Here is a 17,207-nt window from a genome sequence, read left to right on the forward strand (position 1 = left end):
GATAAAAGCTAACTATTTAGCAACAGCCACTTCATCCAACAAATACAAAATAGATTGATACGGAATACCGCTATGGTGCGATAGCCCAATCTCACAGGTTTTACTGTTACTAAAGCCGCGAGAGCACCCTGCTGGCACTTGCTCTTTTAGCGGGTGCACCGCCGCTTCATTAAGCTCTGGGGTGGTGAAGCCTTTATCGCCTGCCCAGCCGCAACACTGTATGTGTTCTGGCACAATCACCTGCGAAGTACAGGCTTTGGCAATATTTTGCATGGTTTGCTCAAGCCCCATACGTCTTGAACTGCAAGTAATGTGCAGCATGACAGGTTCATCAAGAGGAGCAAGAGTTAAATGCTCTAGTAAATAAGCTTCCGCAAACCCAGTTGGTTCTAAAATTTCTAAAGGCTTAGTGAATTGCTCAATACTGCGTTTAGCACACGGACTAGTATCCATCAGCACAGGGTATTTACCTTGCTCACTGGCTTGCCAAAGCACCGCTTCTAACTGCTGGGCTTTCGATTGTGCTAGCTCATTCATGCCTTTGCTATCGTAAGGCATTCCGCAACATTGCTCGTTAAGTTGCGATGGCATAATCACTTCAAAACCGGCTTTTTCTAGTAGAGATAAAGTGACTTCGGTGAGCGGTCTTTGATCTGGCGCGTCATTTTGCTGCCCCATACTGCGACTGGCGCAAGAGGGCATGTAAACCACTTTTTTCTGCGCGTCGGCGTGCGAAGCAGCATTGACCGATGCGTGTTTCTCAACATCAAAACGGTTTGCTTGCGGGTACTCTTTCAGCCAAATTGGCGTGCGGTTTTTGCTGATTTTACGCAAACCATTGGTCAATTTACCCACGCCATTATTACCTATCACCTTGGTGGCGAATTGATTGGCCGATAAGCCCGCTTTAGTCAGCGTAGTGGTGGTAGCAAAGTGATTGGCTGTCCATTTCGCAATAGGGGTGAATTTTTGATATTTTGCCGTACGCAATTGTTTGACCAGATCGCCGGTGTTGATTCCAACCGGGCAACGGTCGGCGCACAAGCCAGTAGCGGCGCAGGTATCAATGCCTTGGTAGTTGAAAATCTCTTCCAGTTCAGAGGCTTGCGTTTGCTCGCCCGCAGCGCGTCTGCGCTGTAATTCTCTATACAGCACGATACGTTGTCGTGGTGATAAGGTAAGTGTGCGAGAAGGGCACACAGGCTCGCAAAAGCCACATTCGATGCAACGGTCGACAATGGAATCTGCCGCAGGCATTGGTTTTAGATTTTCGATGTGTGAGTGCGGGTTATCGTTGATGATAACGCCGGGGTTAAATAAACCGTTCGGATCAAACAGCGCTTTGATTTGTTGCATTAAGGCATAGCCTTCTTTGCCCCATTCTAGCTCAACATACGGCGCCATATTGCGCCCTGTGCCGTGCTCTGCTTTGAGCGAGCCTTGGTATTTTACCGCCACCAAATCTGCCACTTCGTCCATAAACTTGCCGTAGCGGTCAATTTCCGTTTGCTGATCAAAGCCTTGGGTAAACACAAAGTGCAAGTTGCCCTCTAGTGCATGCCCAAAAATAATCGCTTCGCTGTAGTGGTATTTATCAAATAAGGCTTGCAGGTCACGAATGCCGTTGGCGAGATTTTCTACCGGGAAAGCCACATCTTCAATGATTACTGTCGTGCCCACTTCACGCACTGCGCCGACGGCTGGGAACATGCCTTTGCGAATGCCCCATAGCGTGGCAACGGTTTTAGCGTCGCTAGTAAACGGAATGGAGTGGGTAATGGTGTAGTTGGCGAGCGCACTCATCACCACCGCGCATTGCTCATCTAACGTGCTTTGACTGCAAGCGTGTGATTCAATCAAAATTGCCGTGGCATCTAGATCCAGCTCTTTAATGAACTCAGGCATTCCGGCTTTGTCTGCCACCGAGCGCATTGCGCGCCCGTCCATTAATTCAACCGCCGCAACAGGCAGTTTAGACAAAGCGGTGACTGCAAGGCTGGCTTCTTCAATGGTGGAGAACACCAATAGCGCAGAGGCTTTATTAGCGTGTTCAATGACCGTGTTGTAAGTGATTTCAGCAATAAATCCGAGAGTGCCTTCAGAGCCGACCATCAAGTGTTGAATGACATCTATTGGATCGTGATAATCCACCAAAGCATTCAGAGCGTAACCTGTGGTGTTTTTCAAACGGTACTTATGTTTGATTTTTTGTGATAGCTCGGGGTTTTGTGTCACGCTTGCGCACAAGTCTTTGACCCCTTGAATCAACTCAGGTTTAGCGGCAACAAAGGCATCAATGCTTTGCTGTGAACCTGTATCAAGGTGCGCACCATCGCTGAAAATGAGCTTCATGCTATCAACAGTTTTATAGGAGTTTTGCGCCGTACCACAGCACATGCCACTGGCGTTATTGGCCGCAATACCACCAATTTTACAAGTGTTGATTGAAGCCGGATCTGGGCCGATTTTACGTTGGTAAGGGGCGAGATATTTATTGGCATCCGCGCCAATCACGCCCGGTTGCAGAATGATCTTATTGCCACCATCGACAATTTCATGGTCGCGCCAATCGTCGGTTAAGGTAATTAATACCGAATCGGACAGCGCCTGCCCTGATAAGCTAGTGCCGGCGGCGCGAAAAGTGCAGTGCACATTAAATTCGCGACAGCTATTGATGGCAAAGGTCACTTCTTCGAGGTTTTTTAATCGCAGAACAATTTTTGGAACCAGTCGGTAAAAGCTGGCGTCGGTGCCGTAGGCGAGTCGCTTTGCTTCTTGGGTGACAATGCGCTCAGCATCGATCTTCGACGCCAGTCGCGTTTCAAGTTGTTGATAGGTGGCTGATGAAAGAGTCTTGGCCATGAATGCTTCCTAATAAAAAAATGATGACGGTGCGCTGTTAAGGTGTTCGTCTACAGCGGACTAATCAGAGAATCACGCGACAGATCGCTGATGGATTTTGCTCCGGTTAAGGTCATAGCAACGCGCATCTCTTTGTCATAAAGGTCTAATAAGTTTTCTACTCCAGCGCCGCCTTCAGCTGCCAGTGCATAAACAAATGAACGGCCCAGCAAAGTACAATCTGCGCCGAGCGCCAACATGCGAACCACATCCAGTCCGGTGCGAATACCTGAATCGACCAAAATTTTAAGATCGCCCTTCACTGCATCGGCAATTGAAGGCAGTGCTTTTGCCGTTGATAGCACGCCGTCTAATTGTCGGCCGCCGTGGTTGGAGACCACAATGCCGTCCGCGCCAAATCGCACGGCATCTCTTGCATCTTCTTCATCAAGGATGCCTTTGATGATCATCGAGCCATCCCAACTGTCTCTGATCCACTCCAGATCTTTCCATGAAATGGAAGGGTCAAAGTTAGCGCCTAGCCAGCCGATATAGTCTTCAAGTTTAGTCGGTTCGCCGCGATAGGTAGAGATGTTGCCCAGATCGTGCGGTTTGCCCAATACACCGACATCGAGCGCCCAACTTGGGTGACGCATAGATTGCGCGATGCGACGAATATTGGCATACGGTCCGCTCATGCCTGAATGCATGTCACGATAGCGCGCACCGGGAACCGGCATATCTACAGTGAAAACGAGCGTTTTTACGCCTGCTTCTTTAGCACGTTGCAAAACGTTTTTCATAAAGCCGCGGTCTTTTAGCACGTATAACTGAAACCACATTGGTCTATCAATTGCAGGCGCTACTTCTTCGATTGGGCAAACCGAAACCGTAGAAAGGGTAAATGGAATGCCTTTGTTGGCCGCCGCTTTTGCCGCTTGTACTTCGCCTCTGCGAGCGTACATGCCTGTTAAGCCAACGGGGGCAAGAGCAATCGGCATCGCCAGTTTTTCGCCGAACAGCTCTGTTTCCAGATTAAGATCGGACATGTTGTTGAGTACGCGCTGTCTTAGGGCAACATCGCCAAGATCTTGGGTGTTATTTTTGAGAGTGCGCTCGTCGTAAGAGCCGCCGTCAATGTAGTGAAACAAAAAAGGAGGGAGCTTCTTTTTTGCGACAGCGCGATAATCGTTTGATGAAGAGATGATCATAATTGGAATACCCGTATCTTCGTGTTGAGAAAATGGAAGATTGATTGTTAGAAGAGTGGATTTAAAGAGCGCCATTTACGGCGCTCTTGCTTACTGGGTGTTATTTCATTAATACATCGGTGAAGCCCAAACCATACACCACAACTAATCCGATGATGCCGGTCATGACCAAGTAGTAGAACGTCGGGATGATGGTCTTACGTAGCACCGCACCTTCACGTCCTAGCAGTCCCACTGTTGCCGAAGCCGCTACCACGTTATGAATGGCAATCATGTTACCTGCCGCTGCGCCAACTGCTTGCAACGCCACCACAATCACACTTGAGATGTTTAAGGTCTGCGCCACTTCAAACTGGAACTGACTGAACATCATGTTCGATACTGTGTTTGAACCTGCAATAAAGGCACCTAACGCACCGACTGTGGCACTGAGCATAGGGAAGGCCGCACCCACAATGTCAGAGGCAAAGTTTGCGGTTGTCACGGGCATACTGGCAAGATCGGCGCCGTTGATACCTGAGTTGATGAAAATACGTACCATAGGGATGGTAAACAGCAGTACAAAGCCCGCACCAATTAAGGTCTTACTAGATTCACCAAAGGCATTGCGCAGTGGTTTTAGCCCGCCGCCTTGCAAGATAACCGCAACTAGCGCTACAAACACTAAAATGCCACCAGGTAGATACAAGGGTTGGAACGCAGTGCTGATACCCACTTCGCCAAGGATGTTGGCAAACGACACTTTAACGTCAGTCAGCATGCCTTTAAATGTAGGGCTAACGCGGCTTGCCACTAACACAACCGCTAATATCACATACGGTGCCCACGCTTTGGTTAAGCTCATCGGCTTACCAATAGTTTTCTCTTTTAGATCCACTTTGAGTGAGCCTAACCATTCGGCTGGCCACTTATCTTCGTTTTCAAAGTCCCACTTAGTTTTCGGTACTAGGAAGCCTTTTTTCGCCGCTGTTACTACAATGGCTAGACCAATCATGCCACCAATCAGAGATGGGAATTCAGGGCCAAGGAACACACCGGTGAGCGCGTAAGGAATAGTGAAAGAAAGACCAGCAAATAGGGCAAATGGCAGAATGTCTAAGCCTTCTTTCCAGCTGCGGTTTTTACCAAAGAAGCGAGTCAGCATCACCGCCATCAGTACCGGAATTAGCGTACCGACAATGGCATGAACAATCGCAACGCTAGAGGTGATTTGCTGTAGGTAAATGTCCCATGTTGAGCCATTGGCAAGCAGTGATTCACCGATATTGTGGGTATCTAAACCGCGGTTTACCCCGACAATAATCGGTGTACCGACCGCGCCAAAAGAAACAGGCGTCGATTGGATCATCATTCCCATTAATACCGCGGCTAATGCAGGGAAGCCGATGGCGACTAACAGAGGCGCAGCGATGGCCGCTGGCGTACCAAAGCCTGATGCACCTTCAATGAACGAGCCAAAACACCACGCGATAATAATCGCTTGGATGCGGCGGTCACTGGAAATATCCGTAAAGCCATTACGAATAACGGTGATGGCTCCGGTGTGCTTGAGAGTGTTCAATAAGAAGATAGCACCGAATACAATCCAAAGTACTGAGACAGTAATGCCTAGACCTTGAAATATAGACGCGATAACGCGGTTGGCCGACATGTCCCAAAACACCAGTGCGATGACGACAGTTAAGGCAAACGCCACAGGCATTGCTTTTTTTGCTGGCCAGTTAAGGCCAACCAGTAAGATTGCCGCGACGACAATCGGGGAGAAGGCCACTAAGGCCAGTAGGGTTTCACTCATAGGTATACTTCCTCGTACGTTTGCACTTTATGAAAGAGCCTTCTCGTCATAAAGCGAAAGTATCTTGTAATGTTTTTGTTAATCGAGCGTGAATTTATCTCTTTATTTTTTGTTGATATAGGGAAATAATGAAAATGATTCTTTCCAAAAATGATGTAATGGTATGAAGGCAGACGATTTAATTTTATTTTCTCAGGTAATAGAACTGGGCAGTTTTAGCAAGGTTGCTGAGAAAAATAACCTTACAAATTCGGTAGTTAGCAAAAGAATTGCCAGATTAGAGCAAAATGCAGGCACGCAATTACTGTATCGAACTACGCGTAAATTAAGCCTGACAGAAGCAGGTAAGATACTGTTAAATAAAGCGAAAAATGTGACACAAGCCACCGAGGAAGCCAAGGAGGCAGTGTCTGGATTTGGCGAAAACATCACAGGACGCATCAAAATGTCAGTGCCTACTATTTCGGGTGAATTAGTGTTAGCGGATGCGGTCGCAGAATTTTGTAATAAAAACACAGGCTTATCTATCGATATGTCGTTAGATAATCGCTTTGTGGATCTGATCGCTGGTGGCTATGATTTAGTGATCAGAACGGGATACTTAGAAGATTCGAGTTTAATTGCCCGCCATATCATTGATTCACAATGGGTGGTGTGCGCTTCTCCCACTTATATTGCAAAAAATGGCAAGTTGAATCACCCCAGAGAGCTGATTAACCACAACTGCCTGCAATACGCTTATCAAACCACTGGGGCGTGCGAGTGGGAGTTTAAGGGAGATCAGGGCCACTATATTATCAAAGTGTCCGGTGGGTTCTCGACCAACAATGCATCGGCATTACGCCGCTCGGCGATTGGCGGACATGGGCTAGCTTACGTGCCTAGATGCTTGGTTTATCAAGACTTTATCAATGGGGATTTAATTGATATCTTCCCTGATCAGGTGGGTAAAAAGTTGGGCATCTATGCGGTGTATCCTTTTACACGTCAGCCGCCGAATAAAGTTCGGCTACTGATTGAACATATTCGCCAACGTTATCTAGAAATAGAGCACTGTTTTTAATGATAAGCCTCTATGACGAGTGCCAACACTAGGAGAAGGTCATGTCATTGACCGTACAATTAGCACTGTTTCGAGATGTGGTGCAGCAAGGTTCGTTTTCCAAAGCTGCCGCTTTGCATGACATGGACAATTCATTATTGTCTAAACAGATCAAAAAATTAGAAGCGACTTTAGAAGTGCAATTGCTTAATCGCTCTACGCGCTCAATTGCTTTAACTTCGGCTGGAGAGGAGATCCTTGAGCAGACTCATATACTGTTGGATACCTTAACTCACATTCGAAGCATAGCTGACTCCTATCATAGTGAGCCAAAAGGTACCCTGCGCATTACCTCTCCGATATTTTTTGGTCAGGAATATTTGCAACCTGTAGTCACTCGATTTATGAAGCAATACCCAGATGTGCAGGTCAATCTTTCATTGGATGACAAGCGAGTGGATATTATTGCCGATCACTTCGACCTTGCATTTAGGGTGGGTAAATTAAAAGAGTCGAACCTGATTGCCAAACAAATTGCTAAAACCAACTTTGCTCTTGTCGCCTCAGAGCAGTTTGTACAGCAATATGGCATGCCCAAAACGCCACAACAATTAGTCGAGCTACCTGCGGTGGTGTACAGCAATGGTAATGTAACCTTAGACAGAATGAGGATCAGCGAAAACGCGCATTCTTCCAATATGGTGACATTACGTATGCAAGGGAACTACAAAATCAGCGATGTACGTACCATGATGGGAGCGGTAAAAGATGGCTTAGGGTATGCCTTAATTGACTTGTTCAATCTGGATAGACCGATAGCCGAATCAAAATTGGTACCTTTGCTTACGGATCATCAACTTTCGACGATGGATACGGGCATTTACGCTATTTACCCACATCGAAAGAAAACCTTATTGGTCAGTGAATTTATCGATTATGTTGAACAACATATTGGTAAGCCAGCAATTTGGGAAAGCCATATTCCAAATTATAAAGCTTTATATAAGGCTTAATCGACCAACTCAATATCTAAGCTTTCGAGTAAACTTAACGCGGCAAAACGAGAGAATTTAGCGCCAGAGAGACGGTTATGGTTAAGGTCAATCGCAAGGTGACTTGATTCGGTAAAATCTACCCGCTCAAGGTTGGTGCGCATAAATAGGCTATGACTAAAATCGCAATACGTCATGCTTGAGCCAGAAAAGTCGCCTTCTCGTAAGTCGGCATCATGCAGTTTGCACTCTTCTAATTTTAGCTGTTGCAGGGTTAAGCCAAACCAAGAGCAATCGTTAAGAATGCACTGTTTAAATTCCAACTCGCAATCCACATGAAAGCTGGGCCAATAGGCGGTCGTCCAGTCTATTCCCACCAGTTTACTTTCGCTAAAAGAGATCTGAAACCAACGACTATTGGGTATTTTAAGCAGGCTTAAATTACAGCGCACAAACGAGCAATTAATAAAGCGACAGTGGGCAAACTTTGCTTCTGATAAGTCACAGTCAACAAACTCACACTCTTCAAATTCGATGTCATTAAATTCTGCGCAGGTGAGAGAAAGTTTACTAAAAGAGGTGTCGTAATACTGCTGATTGCTTTTCAAAATACAATTCCGAGAGGGGGGAAGAGACTGAGCACCTAAAGATAGGCACTCAGCTTCGAGGTATTATTTTTTACCGTTTGCTTGCTTGTCTACTTCAGTAAGTTCACGGATTTTACGACTTAGATCGCGACGAGTTTTTGAAATCTCAGCACTTGTGATGATGTGGTCATCAACGCGATCTTCATAATCTGCTTTCATGTTTTTCACGATACCGATGATCTCATCATGGCTCATGTCTGGTTTGATGTAGTCCATTAGATTGTCTAAAAGGTCTGCACGTTTGCGGTTGTCACGGATTTTCTTTTCGTGATCCAGAATTTCACGTTTTAGTTTATTTTTTTGACGAGCCAAATTTACAATTTCGTATACGTTGTTCATTTTGTATCCTTCTAAACGAATATTAACTGAGGAAATTAAACCACAAGCTTTACTAAACATACAGTGAGAAGAGCCCGCTATTTTAACTGTTGTGCGCTTTTTTTACATTCAGAGCAAAACGGGCATAAATTGGTAGACTAGCTATCGCAACCTAATCAATACTTGCATACAATCTTAGTAAAGAAAATATGAAGATGGAATTTGAGAATGTTATTGCAATTATCTCCCCTAGAAGCTCGCATCATTGGTTGTTTAATCGAAAAAGAAGTCACAACACCTGATTATTATCCTTTGAGTCTCAATAGTTTAACCACGGCCTGCAACCAAAAAAGCAATCGTGATCCCGTTATGGAGTTGAGTGACGCTGAAGTACAAGATGGGATAAATGCACTCATTGATCGTCATTTAGTGAGTGATGAAAGCGCATTTAACAGCCGCACTGCTAAATATCGTCACCGATTTTGTAATACCGAATTTGGCGATCTGCAATTGAGTGCTCAAGATAAGGCCATTGTGTGTGTGATGTTACTTCGCGGCGCGCAAACGCCCGGAGAGTTGCGTACTCGCACCAACCGTTTAGCACAATTTGCCGATGTCAAAGAAGTGGAAGCGACGCTGGATAAGTTAGCCACCTTGAGTTCACCCGTCGTGGTCAAACTGGCAAGAGAGCCGGGCAAGCGTGAATCTCGTTATCAGCATTTGTTCTGTGGCGAAGTGGATGTACAAGCACTCGCGTCAGCGACACCTGCCGCGGCTGTGACAACGCCCACCAGTGAGAAAATTCATGCTCTAGAGCAACAGGTGAGTGAACTAAAACAAGAAGTGGCCGAATTAAGAGCCCTAATCGAGTCGGTACTGTAGCGGAATCTGTGACAATGCCGCCGGATAACTTGTGGTCAGTTTATCTTATTCGGACACGTTACAACGCATTGTATTGTGGGGTAACGAACAACTTGTCACGACGCTTTGAACAACACGCCAAAGGAACAGGCGCAAAAGCGTTACGAGGAAAAGGGCCGCTCACTTTAGAGTGGTCCACACAAGTTGACAGCAAATCGAGAGCACTCAAGCTAGAGTATAAAATCAAGCAGTTAAGCAAGAAACAAAAGGAATGTTTGGTGATAAGCAACAGCACCTTACAGTTGGAGTCTATGCTATGCGATATACCTTAATTATCATTTTTTCTTGGTTTTACATTACGCCCTGTTTAGCCAGCAGTGTGTTATTGGATTACTGGGAATATGATGTTTATTTAGAGAAACACCCAACACAGAAAGTGTTGACCCAAGAGATGTTTCAGCGCATCTATCAAGCTCCCGTCCCATTAACTATCCGACAACAAAAGCCCGTTACGATTGATATTGTTTATCCGGGCACGCAGCTGTCTGATTATTGGTGGCGAAACATTAAAGCGTTAGAGTTACGGTTGACGGAGCTGGGGGTGGATTATCGACTGCGAAAGTATTCTTCTCGCCCCAATATGGATTATCGCCGTGAGACCGAAAGCTTGCAGGCTGTGCTGAAAAATCCCCCGGATTATCTTATCTTTACCGTTGATACCAGTCGCCATAAAAAGTTTGCCGAAAATATATTAAACAGTGGTGGCAAGACCAAGCTGATTCTTATTAACATCACTACGCCAATCAAACACTGGAAAGCTCAGCAACCCTTGTTATATGTCGGTTTTGACCATGTAGTGGGTACTCGCTTGCTGGCAAAACAATACCAAAAGTTATTTCCCGAAGAAGCCAATTTTGGATTGATGTATTTCTCGCCGGGCTATATCAGCGAAGCGCGAGGCGATACGTTTATCAAAACGATGAAAACATTCGGTGATTACACTTTAAAAAGCGCTTATTTCACTAATGCCAATCGAGAATCTGCGTATACCGCCACCTTATCTATGATGGAAAAGGAGCAAAATCTCGATTTTATCTATGCCAGTTCAACGGATGTCGCCCTTGGTGTTTCTCAAGCATTAGAAAAGCTTGATAGGCGTGATGTGATGGTCAACGGCTGGGGGGGCGGTTCAGAGATCCAAGCAGTACAAGAAGGCGAGATTGACTTTACAGTGGTGCGTATGACCGATGATACCGGCATCGCCATGGCGGAGGCGATTAAGCTGGATTTACAAAATGAACCCGTGCCACAAGTGTTCTCCGGTGATTACGAAATTTTGACTAAAGACGACGACATTGAAAAAGTCGACGCTTTGAAACGCAGAGCGTTTCGTTATTCCGATCGTTAACGGGTTATCACCTCACACTTGATTAGGTCACTATGAAACAAACACAGAGAAAGGAATCGCTAACCGGACATATTGTCAGGACAGCTTGGCTGTCTTGGTTTGCCGTCATTATTGGTTTTTTCTTATATAACTATCACTTAAGTACCAAAGCCTTTGAAGCTGAGTTAGAGAGAAATTTTAATCAAACGGCGCGGATTGCCAAGCAGTTGATGGAAAATCGATTGCAAACTATTCAGGTGACTCAAGATATTACCTCCCGCTCGCATACGCTTATCGAGCTGTTTGATGCCGAAGATTACCAAGCCATAGACCACTATATGTATGAGCTGGAAGAAGTGGATCCGCATGGCGTATCCGATTTTCGTTTTATGTTTCGCTACGGCGATTTGGTGTGGGATGACGGGCACGCATCGCTTTACGGTCTGAATCGCCAGCGGGTATTAGCGCTAGAGAGTGAAATTAGTTTTAACAATAATTGGTATTTCCTAGCGCCCTCTAAAGCCTTGGGCGATAAGCATATTATGGTCAGGCGATCGTCATTAATTAACTCAAAAAATGGCGAATTGATTGGCTACTATTACGTTGGCTTGGTCATGGACAACAACCTCAGTCTTTTACAAGATATGATTGCTGATGCCAATATCAGCGAGGTAATGCTGGTTGAAGGAGAGGATATTATTGCTTCGTCTTCACCTGAAGTGAACCTCAAGTTGCAGCAACAAACCGTAAAGCTGACCGAGCATCGCTATTTTGGGTCTGAAGTCATTCACCAGGTGGATTTGGTCATTGGCGGAATAAAAACCCCTCTCAAAGTGGTTTTTTTGCAAGATACGACCAAGTTAAAGCGGGTGGAAGTAAGCTACGCCGCCTCATTGTTATTTGCCCTGCTGACGGTGTCGTTTTTGGCGGTGGTGATCACCAAATTGATACAGCGTAGAGTTGAGCGTGAGATAGAGGGGGTGATGTACTTAGCCGATAGCTTCGATAGCGCGAAAAAAAACGTCGACTTTAAAGGCTCAAATATCGCCGAGTTCGACCGATTAGGAAACACTCTATTAGAGAGTATTCAGCGTGAGCGGCACAAAGAGACCTCCTTTAAAAACCTGTTCGACTTTTCCGTATTGCCGACCGTGTTACTGAGCAATGAAAAACGAATTTTGGAGCTGAATCCGGCGGCCATAGAAGCCTTTGCCAATGACCGAAGCGCCATGACCCTAAAAAGGCATTTAGATAAGCAACTGGATTTGGTGCTAGATACGCAAAAAATGGTTGAAGTCGACAGCTATGTGGGCGACCAAATCTATCGCTGGAGTATTGCGCCTATTTTGGTTGATGGCGTTGCGCCGACATTGGTGATTCAAGGGCGTAGCATTACTCAATTTGTAGAAGCGGAGCGCCAAAGTGAGCGGGCGCGTAAAGAGGCCGAGCAAACCGCGGTAGCTCGCGCCGAGTTTTTGGCAAAAGTGAGCCATGAAATTCGCACGCCACTCAATGGTATTTTAGGTATGGCGCAACTGCTTAAAGAAAATGCGCATAACGATGAACAAAAACAGCAAACGCGCGTGCTGTATCAAAGTAGTGAACACTTACTTAATCTTCTGAACGATATTTTGGATTTCTCCCGAATTGATAAAGGCGGAGAGATCATCGAATACACGGATTTCTCTTTAAATCATGTGTTAGAAACAGTGACTTCTTTTGCCGCGCCCAGTTGCCAACAAAAGCAGCTGAGCTTTAGTGTGAATAAGCATTTTTCTGACGACATTTATATAAAAAGCGATCGTATGCGCTTGACGCAAATTTTTCTCAACCTGCTGACCAATGCTATTAAGTTTACCGCCAAAGGTGCCGTGGTCGTGGATGTCGAGTTACGCAATCGCTTAGAGAGCAGAGCCTTGTTGTACTTTTCCGTCACAGATACCGGAATTGGCATTGCACAAAATCATTTAGAAAGCGTATTTTCATCTTTTACTCAAGCTGACGTCAACATCAGTCGAGAATATGGGGGTAGTGGGCTAGGGCTGAGTATTGTTAAAAGCTTAGTAGGGCATCTTAATGGCACTATCAAAGTGGACAGTCAGCTGGGTAACGGCAGCTGTTTTTCTGTGGTCTTACCGATTGAGATACTGCCTGCTGAAGCATTGTCTATTGACGCATTGTCAATAAAAGCCGACCCGTCTGCCTCTGTACCCGAGAATACTCAGATTGAGGACAGCAAGCCTTCGCAATGGATGCAAAACTTACGAGTATTGCTGGTGGAGGACAACAAAACCAATGCCTTTGTGATTCAAGCGCTAGGCAAAAAGCATGGACTGTACTTTGATTGGGTGACTGATGGGCTGCAAGCCATTGCTAAGGTGAAGTCTCACGATTACGATGTGATTTTGATGGACAATCAAATGCCAAAAATGGATGGTATTGACGTGACGAAAATACTGCGTGAGGAATTAAAACTCACCACACCCATCGTGGCATGTACCGCCGATGGTTACCAATCGACTGAGCAGGCATTTATTGCGGCAGGTGCGAATGCCGTATTGGTTAAGCCGATCTTAGAAGATAAGTTTTTACAAGTATTACAACAGGTTATGGAAACAAGGTCATGCTAGATTACCAGGCTATCGACATCCCATTTAATTACCGACATCAGTGTTGGTTTTGCGGCGAACCAAGCCATGTGACGGTGAATTTTCCAAGGAAAGCTTCTGCGGTATTTGTGCACCCACCATTGCAGCTGCCAACATGCCAAGAATGTAAAACGATCGCCAATACTTGTGTCACCGATTCTATTTGGGATTTACGACTGCAAGTGACAAATGCACTGATGAAGCGCTACGCAAAGCATCTAGGTATAGGCGTCAATTGGACTGAGCAAGAGTTGGCTGAAACTCAGTTAGAAGGCACCGCTTTTAAAGGTTTTACCGAGAGCGCTTGGATGATGTATGAGATTGCCAAAGGGCGAGTGGAGTTTACGGGCTGGCCTTTGGCTATTCATGGACTGCCCCTTGATATTATCGATGACAGTTATGGGTTTGAATTTGACGGGGCGCGCTTCATTAATTTTCAGACTGCGGTCGATTTTTACCAAAAGTCGGAATCATTAAATAAATATCTGTTAGACGAACTTGTGGCGCTGTTAGGTCAGAGTCAATTGGCGTATGCGTTACGTATTGCCCGTTTGTACCCGTCAGTGAGTAAGCGCAAAGCTGAGCAAATACTCGCGGAAATAGGCCAGCAACAATCCGACAGAGAGCGTATTTTGCACGACAATCACCAAAGGGCACCATTGGAAGGGAGTTTGCAAGTACCCACTGAGCGCATCAGCAAAGTGGAGATCAATGGTGAAACCGCACAGCCAGAGGCGATTGCATGGCTGATGAATCGCAATATTCGCACTCTTGCTCAGTTGCAACAATGCGAAGATGCGTTTTTTGATGAGCATGAACATCTAGGCGGCGTACTTGCCTTTCAGCTTTATCATGGAGTGCAACTGTATTTAGAAGCAAGGCAAGACGTTAACTGGTGTGAGCAAGACGATCCTAATCAGCAGTTATGGTTGGGCGAATAACTCGCTCGAGTTGTAATCAGTCGCTTTTCACCAATAGTTTATCGAGCCATGCTGCGGGTAAAATGCGGCGCAGAAAACCAAATATATAGGTGGGCTGAGTGACGTAATAGCGCGCCTTTGGCTTCGCACTGTTTAGTATTTTTTGTACCGGTTTAAGCACCGCCTCTGGCGGTAGAGTAAAGCGATTGCTCGGCGATGCTTTGCCCAATCTATCAATGGTATTTTGATAGCTTTTCTGATGGCGAGAGTGGGCAATATCAATTGTATTTTCAAAAGCATGCAACGCATTTTCTCGAAATTTACTGACAATTGGCCCCGGCTCTATCAAACTCACAGAAATCGGCGTATCCATCAATTCTAAACGCAGAGTATCGGTATAACCTTCTAAGGCAAATTTGCTGGTGTTATAAGCGCCGCGATATTTCATTGCGACCAAACCGAGCACAGAGCTGTTTTGGATGATTTTCCCTCTGCCTTGGCCAAGCATTAGCGGAATAATCGCTTTGGTTAATTCATGCCAGCCAAACAGATTGGTTTCCAGTTGCGCACGCAGTGCATGAGTTGGCAAATCTTCCAGCGCGCCACATTGACCATAGGCTGCGTTATTAAACAGCACATCAATTTTGCCATCACCCAGTAATAATGCCTGCTCTATCGCTTGATGAATAGACACACTGTCGGTCACATCAAGTTGTACGCAGTGCAGCCCCTGCGCTTGTAAACGCTCTACATCGGCAAGATGGCGACAACTTGCTATAACCTTATAACCCGCTTGATGCAGCTGCACCGCGCAATGATAACCAATACCACTACTGCAACCTGTGATTAAGATAGATTCTTTCATAGAGACCTTTACGATTGTAGGAATCAAATAATGACGGTTGCCATGGTAGCAGACTGTGTAACAAAAAAGCCCCATTAAAGGGGCTTTTATCGCTTTTCAAGGCTGTTTATCAACATCAATAGTCTATAAGCGCGTGGATAGATTAAGCGTTCACAGGTTTTGTATTCGTTCGCAAAACCCTTAGTGCGCTGGTGCTCCACTGGCGGTATTGGTGCTTTGCTTAGGGATCTTAAGCAAAAACAGCAAAGGTATGATCAACACAAACAACGCCGTAATAAAGGTAAAGGTATGGATAAAGGCGATGATCTCGGCCTGTTTCTGCACCTGTTCTTGTAAGATGGTTTGTGTGGTTGGGTCGGAGAGTGTTTGCCCCGTATCCGATAGCCATTGCTGGAGGTTAGGGTTGTATGGGTTAACAGCCTGACCCAATGAGTTCCACTCTTCTTGCGAGCTTCTAAATTGATAGGTGGTCGCAATCGAAATACCAAAAGAGCTACCTATGGTTCTAAATAGGTTGAAAATACTGGCCCCAGCAACCCCGTGTTCAGGCTTGAGAGTGGTATAAGCTATGGCAGAAAGGCTAGAAAAGACTAAACCCATCCCACAACCTTGGATCAGTGCTGGCAGAATTAACCAATAAAAATCAATGTTTTCTGAATATTGCGACATGATAAGCCCAGCAATACCACACAATAGTGCCCCTGTACCTACCATCCATTTTAAACGGCTATTGGTCATAAATTTAGCCGTCGCAATCAAGGTGATTGCCGCAGCGATGCCTCGCGGAGCCATTAATAACCCCGTCGTGTCTACTGGGTAATTCAGTACCCCTTCTAGCATCATTGGCAGTTGAGCCGTTAAGCCAAATAGCGCACTGGCAAAAATGGCCATCATTAAAGAGCCTAACGCCAAGTTGCGATTGCTGAGTATCCAAATGGGCGCAACCGGACTACGGGTTTTAAAACTGCGATGGACAAAGAACGCCAATCCGACGAAAGCGAGGATCAAGCTGGCTTGAATCGTGCGTGACTCAAACCAGTCTAATTGGTTACCTTGGTCTAACACCATTTGCAGCATGCCAATACCAATCGCCATTGAGAGCATGGTTGGCCAATCAATGACAGTGGTACGTTTGTTGGATGTTTTTACAAACAGGTAAATCATGGTTAAACAAAATAGACCGACTGGCACGTTGACATAAAATACCCAGCGCCAGCTCATATTTTGTGTAATTAAACCACCTAAGGTAGGGCCTAAGATTGGGCCAAGTAAAATACCAATACTAAAGATCGACATGGCTTTGCCGCGCTCTTTCTCAGAAAAAACTGCAATCAGCAATGACTGAGACATAGGAATCACGACTGCACCAAACATACCTTGGATGATGCGGAAAAATACCATAGCTTCGATCGATTGTGCTTGACCACACAAAATGGAGGAGACCATAAAGCCCGATACGGCCACTAGCATTAGGCGACGCTCACCCAGTTTGCTAGAAAAATAGCTGGTTAAGGGAATAAAAATCGCCTCTGCCATGGTGTAGGCAGTCAGCACCCAAGTGATGGTGTCTGAGGTTGCGCCAAGTGCGCCTTGCATTTGTGGCAAGGCAACGTTGGCAATGGTCATATCCAGCAATACCATGATTGCGGAAGTCATTACCGCAATCACGATCATAGTGCG

The 17,207-nt window shown here is 45.7% G+C and carries 14 protein-coding genes; 7 read left to right on the forward strand and 7 right to left on the reverse strand.

The features are described from left to right. Positions 1–12: 12 nt before the first annotated feature. The 3 genes from VEZ01S_RS06960 to VEZ01S_RS06970 form a co-directional block, all read right to left on the reverse strand. Positions 13–2,862, reverse strand: coding sequence for an FAD-binding and (Fe-S)-binding domain-containing protein (locus tag VEZ01S_RS06960; RefSeq protein WP_021713308.1), 2,850 nt, complete (start codon positions 2,860–2,862; stop codon positions 13–15). Between the two features lie 50 nt (positions 2,863–2,912). Continuing rightward, positions 2,913–4,052, reverse strand: coding sequence for an FMN-dependent L-lactate dehydrogenase LldD (lldD, locus tag VEZ01S_RS06965; RefSeq protein ID WP_021713309.1), 1,140 nt, complete (start codon positions 4,050–4,052; stop codon positions 2,913–2,915). Between the two features lie 100 nt (positions 4,053–4,152). Continuing rightward, on the reverse strand, positions 4,153–5,847 hold the full coding sequence (locus VEZ01S_RS06970) for an L-lactate permease (protein ID WP_021713310.1): 1,695 nt from the start codon (positions 5,845–5,847) through the stop codon (positions 4,153–4,155). Between the two features lie 163 nt (positions 5,848–6,010). Here VEZ01S_RS06970 and VEZ01S_RS06975 point away from each other — a divergent pair, with 163 nt between their 5' ends. Further along, the gene (locus tag VEZ01S_RS06975; RefSeq protein ID WP_021713311.1) at positions 6,011–6,910 is read left to right on the forward strand and encodes a LysR family transcriptional regulator; all 900 of its coding nucleotides are present in this window, start codon (positions 6,011–6,013) and stop codon (positions 6,908–6,910) included. A 41-nt stretch (positions 6,911–6,951) separates the two neighbouring features. Continuing rightward, on the forward strand, positions 6,952–7,902 hold the full coding sequence (locus VEZ01S_RS06980) for a LysR family transcriptional regulator (RefSeq protein ID WP_021713312.1): 951 nt from the start codon (positions 6,952–6,954) through the stop codon (positions 7,900–7,902). Here the strand turns inward: VEZ01S_RS06980 and VEZ01S_RS06985 are convergent. Together VEZ01S_RS06985 and VEZ01S_RS06990 are read right to left on the reverse strand one after the other, a co-directional pair. After that, positions 7,899–8,489 (reverse strand): pentapeptide repeat-containing protein, encoded by a 591-nt coding sequence (locus VEZ01S_RS06985; RefSeq protein ID WP_021713313.1) that lies wholly within the window; start codon positions 8,487–8,489, stop codon positions 7,899–7,901. The genes VEZ01S_RS06980 and VEZ01S_RS06985 overlap by 4 nt on opposite strands. Before the next feature lie 63 nt (positions 8,490–8,552). After that, on the reverse strand, positions 8,553–8,867 hold the full coding sequence (locus VEZ01S_RS06990) for a DUF496 family protein (RefSeq protein WP_021713314.1): 315 nt from the start codon (positions 8,865–8,867) through the stop codon (positions 8,553–8,555). Positions 8,868–9,074: 207 nt separating this feature from the next. Here VEZ01S_RS06990 and VEZ01S_RS06995 point away from each other — a divergent pair, with 207 nt between their 5' ends. Genes VEZ01S_RS06995 through VEZ01S_RS07010 form a run of 5 tightly spaced genes read left to right on the forward strand, consistent with a single transcriptional unit; the run spans position 9,075 to position 14,683 of the window. After that, positions 9,075–9,728 (forward strand): YceH family protein, encoded by a 654-nt coding sequence (locus VEZ01S_RS06995; RefSeq protein ID WP_021713315.1) that lies wholly within the window; start codon positions 9,075–9,077, stop codon positions 9,726–9,728. Positions 9,729–9,742: 14 nt separating this feature from the next. Further along, a complete protein-coding gene (locus VEZ01S_RS16520; RefSeq protein WP_084621679.1) occupies positions 9,743–10,039 on the forward strand; it encodes a GIY-YIG nuclease family protein in 297 nt (98 codons plus the stop codon). Then, the gene (locus tag VEZ01S_RS07000) at positions 10,024–11,115 is read left to right on the forward strand and encodes a substrate-binding domain-containing protein (protein WP_021713316.1); all 1,092 of its coding nucleotides are present in this window, start codon (positions 10,024–10,026) and stop codon (positions 11,113–11,115) included. The genes VEZ01S_RS16520 and VEZ01S_RS07000 overlap by 16 nt, the downstream gene beginning before the upstream one ends. A gap of 32 nt (positions 11,116–11,147) precedes the next feature. Further along, positions 11,148–13,724, forward strand: coding sequence for a LuxQ periplasmic sensor domain-containing protein (locus VEZ01S_RS07005; RefSeq protein WP_021713317.1), 2,577 nt, complete (start codon positions 11,148–11,150; stop codon positions 13,722–13,724). Beyond that, the gene (locus tag VEZ01S_RS07010) at positions 13,718–14,683 is read left to right on the forward strand and encodes a hypothetical protein (protein WP_021713318.1); all 966 of its coding nucleotides are present in this window, start codon (positions 13,718–13,720) and stop codon (positions 14,681–14,683) included. The genes VEZ01S_RS07005 and VEZ01S_RS07010 overlap by 7 nt, the downstream gene beginning before the upstream one ends. A 16-nt stretch (positions 14,684–14,699) precedes the next feature. Here the strand turns inward: VEZ01S_RS07010 and VEZ01S_RS07015 are convergent, their stop codons facing one another. Beyond that, positions 14,700–15,527, reverse strand: coding sequence for an SDR family oxidoreductase (locus tag VEZ01S_RS07015; RefSeq protein WP_040890381.1), 828 nt, complete (start codon positions 15,525–15,527; stop codon positions 14,700–14,702). Positions 15,528–15,707: 180 nt separating this feature from the next. Then, positions 15,708–17,201, reverse strand: coding sequence for a DHA2 family efflux MFS transporter permease subunit (locus tag VEZ01S_RS07020; RefSeq protein ID WP_040890413.1), 1,494 nt, complete (start codon positions 17,199–17,201; stop codon positions 15,708–15,710). Positions 17,202–17,207 lie beyond the last annotated feature (6 nt).

The sequence above is a fragment of the Vibrio ezurae NBRC 102218 genome (assembly GCF_000467185.1).
Classification (GTDB): Bacteria; Pseudomonadota; Gammaproteobacteria; order Enterobacterales; family Vibrionaceae; genus Vibrio; species Vibrio ezurae.